Source organism: Prevotella heparinolytica (assembly GCF_002998535.1).
GTDB lineage: Bacteria > Bacteroidota > Bacteroidia > Bacteroidales > Bacteroidaceae > Bacteroides > Bacteroides heparinolyticus.
Genome location: NZ_CP027234.1, coordinates 317,193 through 332,208, shown reverse-complemented (window position 1 = coordinate 332,208; position 15,016 = coordinate 317,193). Strand labels below are relative to the sequence as shown.

The 15,016-nt window shown below is 43.5% G+C and carries 12 protein-coding genes and 3 tRNA genes; 8 read left to right on the top strand and 7 right to left on the bottom strand.

The window, feature by feature from the left end:
• Nucleotides 1-100: 100 nt before the first annotated feature.
• The 6 genes from C3V43_RS01300 to C3V43_RS01275 all read left to right on the top strand — a co-directional run bounded on the left by C3V43_RS01300 (nucleotide 101) and on the right by C3V43_RS01275 (nucleotide 4,380).
• Nucleotides 101-1,111 (top strand): 2-hydroxyacid dehydrogenase, encoded by a 1,011-nt coding sequence (locus C3V43_RS01300; RefSeq protein WP_106068272.1) that lies wholly within the window; start codon nucleotides 101-103, stop codon nucleotides 1,109-1,111.
• A 13-nt stretch (nucleotides 1,112-1,124) separates the two neighbouring features.
• The gene (locus C3V43_RS01295; protein ID WP_106068271.1) at nucleotides 1,125-1,856 is read left to right on the top strand and encodes an MBL fold metallo-hydrolase; all 732 of its coding nucleotides are present in this window, start codon (nucleotides 1,125-1,127) and stop codon (nucleotides 1,854-1,856) included.
• 21 nt (nucleotides 1,857-1,877) lie between these two features.
• Nucleotides 1,878-2,957: a DUF4468 domain-containing protein gene (locus tag C3V43_RS01290; protein WP_106068270.1), complete on the top strand. Its 1,080-nt coding sequence runs from the start codon at nucleotides 1,878-1,880 to the stop codon at nucleotides 2,955-2,957.
• 26 nt (nucleotides 2,958-2,983) lie between these two features.
• Complete coding sequence (locus C3V43_RS01285; RefSeq protein WP_106068269.1) at nucleotides 2,984-3,361, top strand: VOC family protein; 378 nt, start codon at nucleotides 2,984-2,986, stop codon at nucleotides 3,359-3,361.
• Between the two features lie 99 nt (nucleotides 3,362-3,460).
• Nucleotides 3,461-3,646 carry a hypothetical protein gene (locus tag C3V43_RS01280; protein WP_106068268.1) on the top strand — a complete coding sequence of 62 codons (186 nt, stop codon included), beginning with the start codon at nucleotides 3,461-3,463 and terminating at the stop codon, nucleotides 3,644-3,646.
• On the top strand, nucleotides 3,643-4,380 hold the full coding sequence (locus C3V43_RS01275) for a class I SAM-dependent methyltransferase (RefSeq protein WP_106068267.1): 738 nt from the start codon (nucleotides 3,643-3,645) through the stop codon (nucleotides 4,378-4,380). Before C3V43_RS01280 ends, C3V43_RS01275 begins: the two co-directional genes overlap by 4 nt.
• 138 nt (nucleotides 4,381-4,518) lie before the next feature.
• Here C3V43_RS01275 and C3V43_RS01270 read toward each other — a convergent pair.
• The 3 genes from C3V43_RS01270 to C3V43_RS01260 form a co-directional block, all read right to left on the bottom strand.
• Nucleotides 4,519-4,591, bottom strand: a tRNA-Lys gene (locus C3V43_RS01270).
• A 14-nt stretch (nucleotides 4,592-4,605) separates the two neighbouring features.
• Nucleotides 4,606-4,677, bottom strand: a tRNA-Glu gene (locus tag C3V43_RS01265).
• A gap of 8 nt (nucleotides 4,678-4,685) precedes the next feature.
• Nucleotides 4,686-4,772: transfer RNA gene (locus C3V43_RS01260), tRNA-Ser, on the bottom strand.
• Nucleotides 4,773-4,992: 220 nt separating this feature from the next.
• Here C3V43_RS01260 and C3V43_RS01255 point away from each other — a divergent pair.
• The gene (locus C3V43_RS01255) at nucleotides 4,993-6,330 is read left to right on the top strand and encodes an MATE family efflux transporter (protein ID WP_106068266.1); all 1,338 of its coding nucleotides are present in this window, start codon (nucleotides 4,993-4,995) and stop codon (nucleotides 6,328-6,330) included.
• A gap of 79 nt (nucleotides 6,331-6,409) precedes the next feature.
• Nucleotides 6,410-6,994: a Crp/Fnr family transcriptional regulator gene (locus C3V43_RS01250; protein WP_106068265.1), complete on the top strand. Its 585-nt coding sequence runs from the start codon at nucleotides 6,410-6,412 to the stop codon at nucleotides 6,992-6,994.
• Nucleotides 6,995-7,604: 610 nt separating this feature from the next.
• On the opposite strand, the gene C3V43_RS01245 is transcribed toward C3V43_RS01250, so the two are convergent.
• The 4 genes from C3V43_RS01245 to C3V43_RS01230 are packed head-to-tail and all read right to left on the bottom strand — an operon-like array spanning nucleotide 7,605 to nucleotide 14,991.
• Entirely contained in the window at nucleotides 7,605-9,017 is a 1,413-nt protein-coding gene (locus C3V43_RS01245; protein WP_129588722.1) for an Outer membrane protein SusF domain-containing protein, read from the bottom strand.
• A 26-nt stretch (nucleotides 9,018-9,043) separates the two neighbouring features.
• Nucleotides 9,044-10,228 carry a SusE domain-containing protein gene (locus C3V43_RS01240; protein WP_106068263.1) on the bottom strand — a complete coding sequence of 395 codons (1,185 nt, stop codon included), beginning with the start codon at nucleotides 10,226-10,228 and terminating at the stop codon, nucleotides 9,044-9,046.
• 23 nt (nucleotides 10,229-10,251) lie between these two features.
• Nucleotides 10,252-11,877, bottom strand: a complete 1,626-nt coding sequence (locus C3V43_RS01235) for a RagB/SusD family nutrient uptake outer membrane protein (RefSeq protein WP_106068262.1) — start codon at nucleotides 11,875-11,877, stop codon at nucleotides 10,252-10,254.
• An 18-nt stretch (nucleotides 11,878-11,895) separates the two neighbouring features.
• Nucleotides 11,896-14,991, bottom strand: coding sequence for a SusC/RagA family TonB-linked outer membrane protein (locus C3V43_RS01230; protein WP_106068261.1), 3,096 nt, complete (start codon nucleotides 14,989-14,991; stop codon nucleotides 11,896-11,898).
• Nucleotides 14,992-15,016: the final 25 nt, after the last annotated feature.

Here is a 15,016-nt window from a genome sequence, read left to right as displayed (position 1 = left end):
TTTTCTCCCTTTTCTTTTTATCATTTAGAATCTTTTTATTCCATTTTTTGTTATTACTTTGTTATTTTGAATGCAGACAACACTTAAAATGGATAAATAGATGAATAATAAGACTTATACAATTGCTTTTTTTGGCACTCAGCCCTATGACGAAGTTTCTTTCAATGAGAAAAACAAAGAGTATGCTTTCGAACTCCGCTACTACAAAGGACATCTTAACAAGCACAATGCCATACTAACACAAGGAGTAGATGCTGTTTGTATCTTTGTAAACGACACGGCTGATGCCGAGGTTATCCGACTGATAGCAGACAACGGCGTAAAACTACTGGCATTGCGTTGCGCCGGATATAACAATGTAGATTTGAAAGCTGCAGCACACTACGGCATCACTGTAGTGCATGTTCCCGCCTACTCTCCCTATGCAGTGGCTGAATACACTGTGGCCTTGATGTTGTCTTTGAATCGCAAAATTCCACGTGCCACTTGGCGCACACGCGATGGAAACTTTTCACTCCACGGCCTGTTGGGATTCGACATGTATGGCAAGACAGCAGGTATCATCGGTACCGGAAAAATAGCAAAGAAGCTGATATGCATCTTGCGTGGTTTTGGTGTAAATATCCTAGCCTACGACCTTTATCCCGACCATAACTTCGCACGAGAGCATCAGGTGGTATATACCACTCTGGATGAACTTTATCGTAACTCGGATATCATTTCCCTACATTGTCCGCTGACCGAACAGACCAAATACCTCATCAATGATTACTCCATAAGTAAGATGAAAGATGGGGTGATGATCATCAACACCGGACGCGGGCAATTGATTCACACTAATGCCCTGATAGAAGGACTGAAAAATAAAAAAATAGGTTCTGCCGGCCTCGATGTGTATGAAGAAGAAAATGAATATTTTTACGAAGACCAATCTGACAAGATCATCGATGATGATACGCTGGCACGCCTACTATCGTTCAACAATGTCATCGTCACCTCGCATCAAGCATTCTTTACGCGCGAAGCGTTGGCAAACATCGCTTTGACAACCCTACAGAACATCAAAGATTTCATAAATAACAAACCGCTGGAAAATACAGTAACCATGTAGCCCCTCAAAAAAAATGAGATTATATTACATTTATCACAGCGGATTCGCAATCGAATCAGACGAAGTAACAGTCATTATCGACTATTACAAGGATGGCTTGGAAGAGCTTTCAGGCGAAAGCATCGTACGCAACCGACTCTTGAAAAAAGCAGGCATCCTCTATGTGCTTTGCTCGCACCGCCACTCCGACCATTTCAATCGCGAAGTACTTTCATGGAAGTCCTTGCGCCCGGACATTCGTTATATTTTCTCCAAAGACATTATGAGACATCGTCTCGCCAAACCCGAAGATGCAGTTTTTATCAACAAAGGAGGCATCTACGAAGACGAATATATCAGCATACGAGCATTCGGTTCTACCGATATAGGCATCTCTTTCCTGATAAAATTACAAGGGAAACAAATCTTTCATGCCGGCGATTTAAATAACTGGCATTGGAGCGAAGAGTCCACTCCGCAGGAAATACGAAAAGCCGAAGGTGATTTTCTGGCTGAAATAAGAGACCTTCAACAAATAGCACCGAAAGTAGATGTATCTATGTTTCCGGTAGACAATCGCATGGGAAAAGATTATATGCGCGGTGCCGAACAGTTCGTGGAACGAATAAAAACCACTATATTTGTACCCATGCATTTTGGCAATGATTATCAAGGCGGCAATGCCTTTAAATCTTTTGCCGAAAGCAAAGGGTGTCGTTTCCTCTCCATCTCTCATCCGGGAGAATGCTTTGAGATTGACTGTTAAATTAAAGAGATATATTTTATTATGAAAAAATTGACACATCTTCTTTTCTTATTGTTTTGCTTTTGTCTACCTACTCTGTTGCATGCACAAAACAGAGATGACAGCAAATATTTGGCCGGTGCCGTTCCCGAAATGGATGGTAAGGTGGTATTTTCCAAAGAGTTCAGTATTCCCGGTATGTCACAAGACGAAATCTATGAACGAACATCCCAATGGATGGACAAACGACTGAAGAAAAACAGGAACAACAGCCGCATCGTTTTCACAGATAAGGCCAAAGGACAGATCGTGGGTAGCGGAGAAGAATGGATCATATTCAGCTCAAGCGCTCTGTCTCTCGATCGCACCAAAGTATCCTATCAACTGACCGTGAACTGCCAACCGGAAAAAAGTATGCTCAAAATAGAGAAAATCCGATTCAGTTATCGCGAAGGGAAAGAAAAGTACACAGCAGAAGAATGGGTCACTGACAAATATGCCCTGAACAAAGCAAAGACTAAATTGATACGCGGCCTTGCCAAATGGCGCAGAAAAACCGTGGACTTTGCAGACAGCTTCGCTCAAGAAATGGCCGAGGCGCTCAGTGCTTCTACAACGCAAAACTTGACCGAAGAGAAAAAAGAAGAACAAAAAGCTGTTACCAACTCAGGCCCAATAGTGATTACTCCTAAAAAACAAGTTATAGCAGATGCTACTCAAGCAACCAGAGTTACCTCTACAGAGCAAACACAAACAACGGTTGCAGTTGCAGGATACAAACAAGTACCTCCTCAAGATCTATCTTCTGACGCCATTCAAACAGGAAACGGAAAACTGGTTATAGTGATTGGAGATGATCCATTCAACGTAACAATGATGACTGCCAACTCCGGTGGATCACTGGGTAAAGTCAACGGGAAACCGGTTGTTTTCAGTATTCTGTCGTCCGACCAGCCATATGAACAAATGGAAAAAGCAGAAAATTACATCATCCGCTTCTATCCAATAGGACATACAGAGCCTACGCTGATACTGGAATGCAAGAAACTCCCCTCACCTGCTGCTATGGAAGGCATGCCACGCACCTATGTGGGAGAAATCATAAAAGCAATGGTCAAATAACCTATCAATATTAATCCGAATGAATAATGGAAATTAAAAGCAAATTCGACCATTTTAATATCAACGTTACCAACCTAGAGCGTAGTATCGCATTCTACGAGAAAGCCTTAGGTCTAAAAGAGCATCACAGAAAGGAAGCCTCCGACGGTTCTTTCACCTTGGTCTATCTGACCGATGGTAGCACCGGATTCCTGCTTGAATTGACTTGTTTGAACGAACATCCGCAAACCTATGAGTTAGGAGAGAACGAGAGCCATCTTTGCATTCGTATAGCCGGTGATTACGAAGCCATACACCAGTATCACAAAGAGAACGGATGGGTATGTTTCGAAAACACAGCAATGGGACTCTACTTCATTAACGACCCAGACGATTATTGGATTGAGGTGCTTCCTGCCAAATAACAGATTTCGAGAAAGGTGGTGTCAAATACTAAGACAGCGCTCCAAGCATCTTTGACACTACTTTCTTCACAATAAACCCATAAAAAAACAACAAACATCGTGAGCATAGAAGAAGCAATGATGGGTGGTATTGTCTTTAAAGGCAAAAAGGAGAAACCCAAAGAAGAGAATAAAGTAAAGACCAAAGCCAAGAAGAAGACCTACATTACAGGACAACATGGTTCAGCCTCGGCCAAAATGAAAGCGGAAATTCGTCGTAAACGCGCTAACAGACACAAGAAATGATAAACAGCAATCTTTTGTGTGCCGACCAAGATCCGATGGGAGCTGCTATATCCGACTACTTCAAATATGGCAAAGCCGATTGTCTGCGAGTATTCTCTTCGTTATTCGACGAAGATGAAATTCCCGTCAAAGAGCTCTTTCGTTCGGAAAAGCAAATGTCATTGTTAGAACGCGCAGCTCTAAAAATGGCAACAGGCAAGATTCTGGATGTGGGAGCAGGCAGTGGTTGTCACAGTCTTGCCCTACAAAAAGCCGGTAAAGAGGTTTACGCCATTGACATTTCCCCACTCTCTGTGGAAACAATGCGTCAACGGGGAGTAAATAATGTGGCGCTAACCAACCTGTTTGACGAGCGGTTCATTGATTCATACGATACGATCCTGATGTTAATGAATGGCTCCGGCATTATTGGAAAGTTAGAGAATCTACCTGAGTTTTTTCGGAAAATGAAATTGCTACTTCGCCCCGAAGGCTGCATTCTAATGGATTCCAGCGACCTCAGCTACCTATTCGAAGAAGAAGACGGAAGCATCCTTATTGACCTTGCCGGTAATTATTATGGTGAAATCGACTTCCAAATGCAATATAAAAACATCAAAGGAGATTCATTCGACTGGCTATATATAGATTTTCAAACACTTAGCCTCTATTCTGCGGAAAATGGTTTCAAAGCAGAACTTATCAAAGAAGGTAATCATTATGATTATCTTGCCCGGTTGTCTCTCCAAGTATAAGACAAAGCGACTCAGCAAGTCCGTGAGCACATCCCCCTCCAATTTGACGGACATTCCGAAAATTTATTCTCCGAGCGTCCTCCATAGAAGCAATAAAAAAAGGATGAGTATTTTCAACTCATCCTTTTTCGTGACTTGTACACCCTCAGGGACTCGAACCCTGGACCCACTGATTAAGAGTCAGTTGCTCTACCAACTGAGCTAAGAGTGCATTCTTCTAAAATGTAGTGGGTACGAGAATCGAACTCGTATGCCATGCGTGAGAGGCATGTATCCTAACCGTTAGATGAACCCACCTTTTGGTGCGGAAGCTGGGGGATTCGAACCCCCGGTACGGTTACCCGTACGTCAGTTTAGCAAACTGGTGGTTTCAGCCACTCACCCAAACTTCCTTTTTGTAACCAACATTCTTGTTAAATGCGGTGCAAATGTAGAGGAAACTTTTGGACTTTGCAAATCTTTCCTACATATTTTTTCATTGTTTTCTCTCAGCAAGAAGTAACATGTTAACTCTCAAAACCATAAAACCGCAGAAAATGACACATATCAATTTTTCCTATTTTCTGTTTCCTTATCTTTGCACGTTTTTTCAGAGACATATATACAGCGATAATGATACAACAGGAAAATTTAAAGAAAAGACTTACCAAACTGACGGCTCCCATTTTTATAGAAACGCTTCTCATCATGATGCTTGGTGCTGTAGACACCTTTATGCTGAGCCGATATTCGGACAATAGTGTGGCAGCTGTAGGTGTCGTCAACCAAATCATCATGCTCACCTTCCTCGTTTTCGAGGTCATCAATCTCGGAACCTCGGTACTGTGTTCCCAATACCTCGGTGCGAAACTACAAAAAAATGTGGTACAAGTGGTAGGTATCTCCATCTTGATGAACTTTGTGATCGGCATCACCATCAGCCTGATTTTATACTTCTGTGCCCGTCCCATTCTTCATTTGATGGGGCTCACTTCTACATTGATGCAGGATGGCATGGACTATATGCGCATCGTAGGCACCTTCGCTTTCTTTCAAGCATTATCCCTCACCCTCTCCGCTTCATTGCGCAGTGCCAACAAAGCCGTTTATCCGATGATGGTAACCGTGGTTGTCAATATCTTCAACATCGTAGGCAACTATTCCCTTATCTTCGGACGCTTCGGTTTTCCTGAATTAGGTGTAGAGGGAGCAGCCATATCTACTGCCTTCAGCCGGGGAGTCTCCATGATTATTTTGTTCGTCATTCTGTTTCGCAAGCATATCCCTCGTTTCCCTATGGCCTACTTCCGTCCCTTCCCATGGACTGAACTGAAGAATCTGCTAAAGGTGGGACTTCCTTCTGCCGGAGAGCAGCTATCATACAGTTCATCGCAAGTGGTCATTACTTATTTCATCAACATATTGGGGGTAGAAGCGCTGGCTACCCGTACCTACTGTGTCAACATTATCATGTTTGCCTACCTGTTCAGTATCTCCATGGCACAAGGAGGAGCCATCTGCATCGGACACCTTATCGGCGAGAAGAAACCTCGCGCCGCCTTTCTCATGGGAAAATATGTCATGAAAAAAGCCGTTATGATTACGGTTCTCTTATCCGGTATCCTTGCCCTTTTCGGACATGCCATCTTCGGGTGGCTCACCTCTAATCCCGAAATCATTCGCATGGGAGTAGTCATCCTCTTTATAGACATCGTTCTTGAAATAGGACGGCCTATCAATATCTTTGCCACAAATGCCCTCCGCGCAGCAGGTGACGTCAACTATCCTTTCTATGTGGGCTTAGTGATGCAATGGAGTGTTGCTGTCGGCGTAGGCTATTTCTTCGGCATTTTCCTTGGCTGGGGCATCCATGGCATGTGGATAGCTTTCTTGTTGGATGAGAATATTCGAGGATTTATCTTTGTGCGTCGCTGGTATAGCATGAAATGGCTTAGCAAAAACTTTGTATAGCACCTGTTTTATCAATCTTTAGCACCTGTTTAAAACCAAAAGTCCTATCTTTGTGCCCGAACGAACAGATTCAGGGTTTATGGACGCATTATTGAAAGAAACGGTGAATGCCACTGTCAGCTCCCATTATCCGGGGATGACACCTGAAGGCAGAAAATTAATAGAAGGAATCCTTATCCGCAAGGAAGCAGAAAAAGGAGAAATCCTTCTCAAAGAAGGTCAAATCAGCCACAATATTGTCATTGTAGGGAAGGGTATGTTACGCCAATTCTACTACAAGAACGGGAAAGATCTCACCGAGCACTTTTCTTACGAAGGCTGTATCATTATTTGCATAGAGAGCACCTTGAAACAAGAGCCTACCCGCCTTATGATCGAAGCCCTGGAACCGAGTATAGTGTATTTGCTCCCATATAACAAGCTATTGATGCTCACCGAGATGTCGTGGGAGGTAAATATGTTCTATCGAAAGATTCTGGAGAAATCTCTGATTACTTCGCAAGTAAAAGCTGATTCATGGCGGTTTGAAACGGCACGCGAACGTTATAACCGTCTCATGGCCAATCAGCCGGAAGTCGTCAAGCGGGCACCCCTGTTGCATATAGCATCCTACCTGCTAATGACCCCTGAGACATTGAGCCGGGTTCGTTCGGGTGCATTATAAGCATCAGAAAGTAATCATCGTTCCTGATTCGAAGAAGATTTATCTTGCTGTAAAACGGCTGAGTTCTCTCATTGCCGGTAGTACCTTGCCGGTACGTTGGCGGAATAATTATAACGCATGCCCGATCTCTTCATGAAATTATTATCAGCCAATCTCGAGGAATGAAGCAATTGAACAAACCGGTTGCCCCCTGATTCCTGCTGATGTGTTGATAAAGGAACAGGAGAATATCTTTACAAAAAAGTCTTTGTTCTTTTCCTTTTTGAGAAAGAAAACAGCGTTGTCTTTTCTCACTCCTATACTGATGTAGCATCAGTCCTATACTGATCCATACCCTTGTCAGAAGGGGTTCTGGCGGGGGTAGGAGATTATATCCTGATGGTTGGCTAAGAAACATGACTTGGTTTGGAAATTTTGTTACAACGTCCCTCTTCTTGGGACTATTATCGTAGCCGAAGGTGTTTCATGAAATTATAAAGCATGTAATCGTACTGAAAATATTATAAGAACTATTTGTCTCATCCTTATTCTTACCTTTTTCAATCTATATAGCAAAAGCGAGTGGTCTCATGAATTGTGACCACTCGCTTTTTGTTCTTTCAAATAAAGATTATTTTATTTCTCCGACACCAGTAGAGAAGTTCAGATAAGCCTTCTTACCTATAGCTACTGGAACTCTGGTCTGATCAGAGCCTGTACCTCGATATTCAATCTTACCATTAAGGATGATAAACTCTGTTTGCCACCAATCAAAACCCTCGATGCTAACACACATGCGAAGTTCAGCGTCTTTGGCAAACGCGGGCGAGACGAACACCCCGTCAGCTGCTGTGGGTATTTCAAACTTGTGACTGTCAGCTACGCTCCATTCACCAGCGGTATCACCAATAAGATAAACATTCGGTTTATACACGTTGATCGCTCTGCTTTCACCATTGAGCACATGAATCAGATACCACCCGGCATTAGCTACCTTTACATTACCGCCTTGGTCTGCCAGTCCGGCATCGGCCTGATCATTCATAGGAGCCGAAGCGCCAAAATCCGTCCCGTTCCATTCAGCGGCAGCGGAAAACTTAAACTCATCACCGGCATTGCAATAAATAATGGTCCAATAGTTGTCCTCATGACTATGTACGGGTATCAATTGATGCCATTTTTGCCAATTGCCGAAGGCGCTACCGGTCATATAAAGTTCGGTTGGTGCCACCTTTATCTCATAAGTATAGTCCAACATATTAATGGTCATAGTGTACTTTCCGGCTTTTGCTATTTTTCCTGCACCTGCACCCTCGTTTATAAGCTGTCCGCTCAAGGCGTCATCTCCATCCACTTTTACACCTACTACACCCGGATTGGCCCAAAAACTACCGGCATCAATATTCTTTTGCGGAATAATTTTCCAATACTGGTTATCTGCTTTAGTAGTAAACGAAATAGTAAATACAGGATCATCATAAACATTCACGTCGCTATGAGAGAATTTCATCTTCAATGCCTCCTTCCATTCAATCATATCGCCAATCAGATAATAAGCTTCGGAAATATCCGGTTTCACAAGCGTCACTTTCGTTTCCACTTTATCGGAGTTTACCCGGAAAGCCTGTCCATTCAGGTTGATAACAGCCGAAACGACCAAAGCCAGTTTCCGTTCAATCGGATTCTTTCCATAATAGCTTTCCACCGTGTTTACCAATTCGCGTACAGACACATTGCCCGAAGCATCAGTTGCCAAGACTGTCTTTACCGGAGTAGCTCCATTCTCGTCCACTTTGCTCAAGATAGCTTCGTAAGCCGTAACTTTCGCCCCTTCGGGAGCATTGACGGAGGAAGTGAAGAGCTGAACGGTTTCAGCTGTAACCTCTTCCATATTAAAAGAAGCCGTAGGAGTAACAGTCAAACTAATATTCTTGGCCTCTTCAGCATCATATCCTTGAGGAGCCGCCCAATCGTCGTAATCCCCCTTACAACTGCCAAATAAGACAGTTGTAAGCGCCATGCCATATAGTAATGATTTTTTCATACCAATCAAGTTTTAATCGTTCGACATTATTTTTTATAGAAATGATAATAACCTGTAATATCATTAAAGACAACCCGGTAGTTTCCGGCTGCCACAGGAATATTGGAACCACCGCCAACACCCCAGCCAAACGGGAACTTAGTATCACCCCAATTAGGATTCCAACTACTATCCACCAAGAATTTCATCACAGAATTCTCATTGAGATTCAAATCGTACATCCAAACATGAGGACGAGCACCTGCATACGTATCCACCGGATTCATCTTCACAGCACCATCTCCCCAATTAGTGAATTCTCCGGCAATCATCATCTGCTGATATTCGGCCGGGGCTTTATCAAGAGCCGTAAAGGTCAATGCATTCTTATAAGTATCCAAATCTATTCTATAATAGCCTGCTGAAGGAACTTTAAAGTCCGCTCCTTCACCGCTATCATCTTTCATACGCGGCTGAGTAATATCATTATCTACTCCTCCCCACTGCTCTGCCCACTGCCCGGGCACACGCACAATCTTGAAGCCCGATTCGGGAGTGAAATAGCCTGTGTAAGTAAGAGGACCTTTACCTGTCACTTCATCAAACTTGGCACCTTCCACCGGAGACATCGGATAAACAGCAACACCGATTTCCGATCCCCAAGAGCCGTCGCCTATACAAGCACCTATGAGATACCACAATTCAGGATCGGCAGCAACCAATGCTTGAAAGAATGGTTTCACTTTCAGTGTGATGTGATTGGAATAAGTATTCTGTCCTGAACTCAACATCCCATTGAGGCGCACATATACATTCAATTCCTCTGGCAGTTCTCCTTCTGTTGTATATCCTCCCAGCTTCATAAGAGCCTTGTTGAAATCCTTAGCATTGACATTGAATTTAGCCTTTGTGCTATAGCTTTCCAACTGTACGAATTTCGGCAAGCCCACTACCTCACCTTTTTCATCCACCTCATTTTTCCACTCATCAGTCAACGAAAGCTGGGTATAGTAGCTCACAGCCGCCGTATATCCAAATTCCGGTTGCTTACAAGTAAGTTCGATGTTCTCGCCCCTCTCCAAATCATATACATTGCCAGCCAATGCCGGAATGTTCAACACGAAAGTATCGGGCACTACAAGCGTAGGGTTAGAGTCCCTATCATCCTCGCACGATGTAAAGCCCATCAGAGCTACACCGGCCAACAAAGATGTTATAATATATTTTTTCATGATTCTGTGTTCTCCTTTAGAGTTTAATAATTAGGATTCTGTTTCAGATTTGCGTTGTTCGAGATTTCATTCACCGGTAAAGGGAACACATTCATGTGCGCGGGGAATTGATTGCCCTCGTACACTCCTCCCATCCATTCCCACTTGTAAGCAGACTGTCCGGCGAACTTTCCGAAGCGGATAAGATCAACACGGCGACGTCCTTCAAGCCAAAACTCACGGCTCCACTCATCACAAACATCATCCAGTGTATAAGTGCCTTTTGCAGCAGCATTGGCGCGTGCACGCAATTCGTCCAATTTAGCTTTGGCAGCACTGTTGCCCACCGCTCCGTTCTTGCGAATCTCTGCTTCCGCATACGTCAGGTAAGCCTCGGCAATACGCATCACAGGCAGGTCGGTGTTTACATATTCAATAACGGCATTACTGCTTCCATCAGAATTCACATTACGGAACTTCACGCTGCTATATCCCACATTTTCATCCGTGCCTTCATCTGTTACAGATATATCTATCCCTTTGTTAAAGAACAAGGCTCTGTCATCACCAGCAGCAGTAGTCATATCCTTCAATGTAGCTGCATCAGCGGGTTTATTCGCAAAGAATTTATCAATCAATTGCTTACGCAAACGAATACATTTCCCCCAACTGTTATTAGCACCCGAAGGAGCATAGGCATCTGTTGACACCTTATTTGAATAAGAAGCTTGAATGAGGAAATTTGTACCTTCATAGCTCTTGGTAACCTCTCCATCAGTCAGACCTACCAACAGGTTCTCATACTGTGCGCCATTGCGATTGTTGTCTGCTAAGAACAACATCTGATAAGCTGTATATTCTTCACCGGTCACCGAGTTCGTTGCACCTGTCTTATTCAACTTGTAATAGCCATTATTAATGACTTTTTCAGCATAAGTCATGGCTTCATCCCAGCGAGCGATATTTGTATACACTTCCGCATTCAGATAAATACGTGCCAGAAGATTCCATGCAGCCACACGGTCGGCACGCCCATAAGTATTCTTTCCCGGTTCAGCCATCAAGTCGGCACATTCTTTCAGTTCTTTCTCTACATATTCGAAGAACTGTTCTCTTGTATATCTATCAGCCTTTTCAGCAGATACGCTTTCGGTAAAAGCGGCACTGCCATACAGGTCCATCACAAGTGCATAGTTATATGCACGGATAAAACGCACCTCGGCATTACGCAACTCTTGGTCAGCAGCATTACCGTTTTGGCTCAAATAGAAATTACAAAGCGTAATCGTGAAATAAAGACGATAGTAAAGAGCTGCCGAGAACACGCAGCTTTCTCCCCAAGAGTTATGGAGCAATTCCGGAATACCGGCATCGGTAGCCCAAACCCAGTGAGCCTCATCGGTTGTAAATTCATTTAGATACCACTGTGAACGGAACATGCCCGAGCGTCCTTCATCCACATCATCTATATCACCATTGCCGTTGGGTCCCGACTGTCCTGTCAGGCTGAAACTTGCATAAATTTTGTTGAAAACTGCATCATTGTCAAACTCCATCGTCTGTTGCGGATTGATCGGCGTAACATCCAGATCGCCCACACAAGAAGAGAAGTTCAATGCCAGCGCAAGTGCGGCAGCAGGTATCATCGATTTCAATATTCTTGTTTTCATGTTCTTCTATATTATGTTTTAGAAATTAAGACTTACCCCAAATACTCCGGTGAACGGACGAGGATAAATGTTGCCATCATACCCTCCATTGATTTCCGGGTCAATTCCTTTATACTTGGAAATGGTAAAAATATTTTGAGCAGTAAAGTAAGTACGTCCACTGATTTTCATTCCAAACAGTTTATCAAAGCTATATCCCAAAGTGATGTTATCGCACTTCAAGAACGAAGCATTCTGAATGAAATAATCCGACAAAGCACTCTCGGTAGAGATATAGTTCCAATCCTTGGCTATGGTCATATAAGTAACGTTGTGCCATGTGTTTCCATTGAACAAACGTTCTACAGAGATATTCGAGCGACCGGCTTCCACTCCGTTATAAGCATAATTACCAAGACTTGCACGGAGCGAGAAGCTGAAGTCCCAATTCTTATAAAGGACTTTGGAAGTCATACCCATCATCACATCAGCATCGGCCTTCTTGTAGAAGTAACGGTCGGCAGAGTTGATGGTTCCATCGCCATTTCTATCCACAAATTGTCCTTCAATGGGTTGTCCGTTATTGTCATACACCTGCTGATAAGTATAGAAAGCAGATACCGGTCTACCCACAGCCCAAGCCTTGATACCATCCGAACCGGAATCACCTACAGCAAGTCCGCCATGAAGGATTTTGTAATTGGAGTCATCACTGGCCAGCAACTTGTCTATTTCATTATCGTTATAAGTGATGTTGTAACCAAGTTCCCAGCGCCAGTCTTTAGTTTGGATGGGACGATATGTAAGCGAAAGTTCCACTCCTTGATTATGCAACTCTCCGATATTACTCGTCACCTTATTCTTGAAGTTCGAACCGGCAGCTACAGCCACGGTGTTGATAAGGTCGGTGGTCTTGCGATAGTAATAATCAACGCTGGCCGTAAAACGATCGTTGAGAAGGTTCAAGTCGATGCCGGCATTGTAGGTAGTGGTCTTCTCCCACGTAAGTGCAGCATTATAAGCATCGGGACGATAGGTCACACCCTTGCCCAGAATGGGATAGTATGCACCTAATCCGTTCGTGGTATATGAAGCGAAATAAGTATAGTCGCCAATACCTTCCTGTTGTCCTGTCTTACCCCAACCGAGGCGAATTTTCAAATCGGATATAGTCTCAGAGTCGCGAAGGAAAGATTCTTCTTTGATCTTCCATGCGGCTGCCACTGATGGGAAGAGCCCCCAACGACCATCTTTGTGGAAACGTGAAGAACCATCGTTACGCAATGTTACGGTCAATAAATAGCGATCCAACAAAGAATAATTCAGACGGCCGAAGAAAGACACCAGATAATTCTCTGTCTTATACAAAGTATTTTCTGACGGATCTTTGATTTCACCCGGATGTTCTTTGTTCGTACTCGGATAAGTTCCATAATAATAATAGTCTGTTTCCTTATGGAAATGTTGCCACTCATAACCACCCATTACGTCAAAGCGATGATTTTTCCCAAACTCTTTGATGTATTGGGCATACATGTTCAGCGACAGGTTATAAGTATCTTGGGTATTCCATCCCTGACTGCCATAATAATAGTTGTCATAGTTATAGCGGCTGTAGAATTTATCGCTCTTACCGCTCTTCAAGTCCATACCGGCATTCATGTGCAAATGGAGGTCTTCAAGGCCATGAATCTTATAGTCGAGTTCAAGGTTTCCGGTCAGTTCCTTTCCTTTACCTTGATCAGAAACCGTGTTCAGCAAAGACATCGGGTTTTTAGCCGCCAAAGAATGGATGGAGTATTTCCATTCATCATCGTTACGGTCTACGGGCGAACTGTATTGGAAATATCCGCCAAAATTCTTATTGAAGAACTCGCTATTGATGTACACTGGCTTGGTAGGGTCCATTTCACTGGCAGCACCGATGGCTCCGGTGTTGGCATAAGTTGTCTTAGAGTACATACCCTTGGCATTAAAGTTTACTGTCAGATGTTCTTGAAAGAAAGTTGGATTCAAGCTCACGCTGGCTGTGAAGCGTTCAAAGTCGGAAGTACGAAGAATACCCTGCTGATTGGTATAGCCCAAAGACACACGATAAGGCAGGTTTTTATAAGCGCCGGTCAATGTAAGGTTATGGTCGGTAGAAATTGCCGTACGATAGATTTCATCTTGCCAATCCGTATCAGCAAAAAGATGTTGTGCTCCGGCAGCAGGCGTGCCGTCGGCATTATATGCGCTCCAATATCCCATAGTCTTGTAATAGTCGCTGTTTTCCCAATCAGCACCATCCAATCCACTCTTTCTTTTAATAAAGTCCATGAACTCACTTGCATTCAGCACATTCAATTTATCGGTCACAACACTAACCGAAACATTTCCATTATATGCAACAGTCGGTTTCATGTTTTTGCGGCCTTTCTTGGTTGTGATAATAATCACACCATTAGAAGCACGGCTACCATAAATGGCAGTAGCAGAAGCATCTTTCAGCACAGTGAAACTTTCAATATCATTGGGATTCACAAGATTCAAAGGATTCGACATGCCTTGCATTCCGTAGTTATCCATGGCCAAACCATCAATAACAATCAAAGGGTCGTTACTGGCATTCAATGATGACCCGCCACGAATACGGATCGATGCGCCACCTCCCGGCTCACCACCATTATTCTGCACATTTACACCGGCAATTTTACCGGTAATCATATCTTGTGCGCTTACTTGCAAACCCTTGTTCATCTCATCCGGTTTAATTGCCGTCACCGAACCGGTTAAGTCATTCTTTTTGGCACGACCGTAACCGATAACCACCACCTCACTCAGCAGCTCCGCATCGTCCTGCAAAGTCACTACCAAGTTTTCGGCAGCAGCTACTTCCTGAGATTTGTATCCGATAAAAGAAACTATCAGTGTGGCACCTTTGCGCACACTCAACGTGAAATTACCATCAAGGTCGGTAATTGTACCATTTGAGGTATTACCTTTTTCCACGACATTAGCGCCTATCACACTACCCATGGCATCTTTCACATGCCCTTTCACGGTGATGTTCTGCGCATAAACGCCAATAGACAAGAATAACCCTAAGAATAGGGGAAGAATCGTTCGACAGATTCTAAGATTAACTTGCTTCATGCACTTAATAAATTAAAGTTAACAA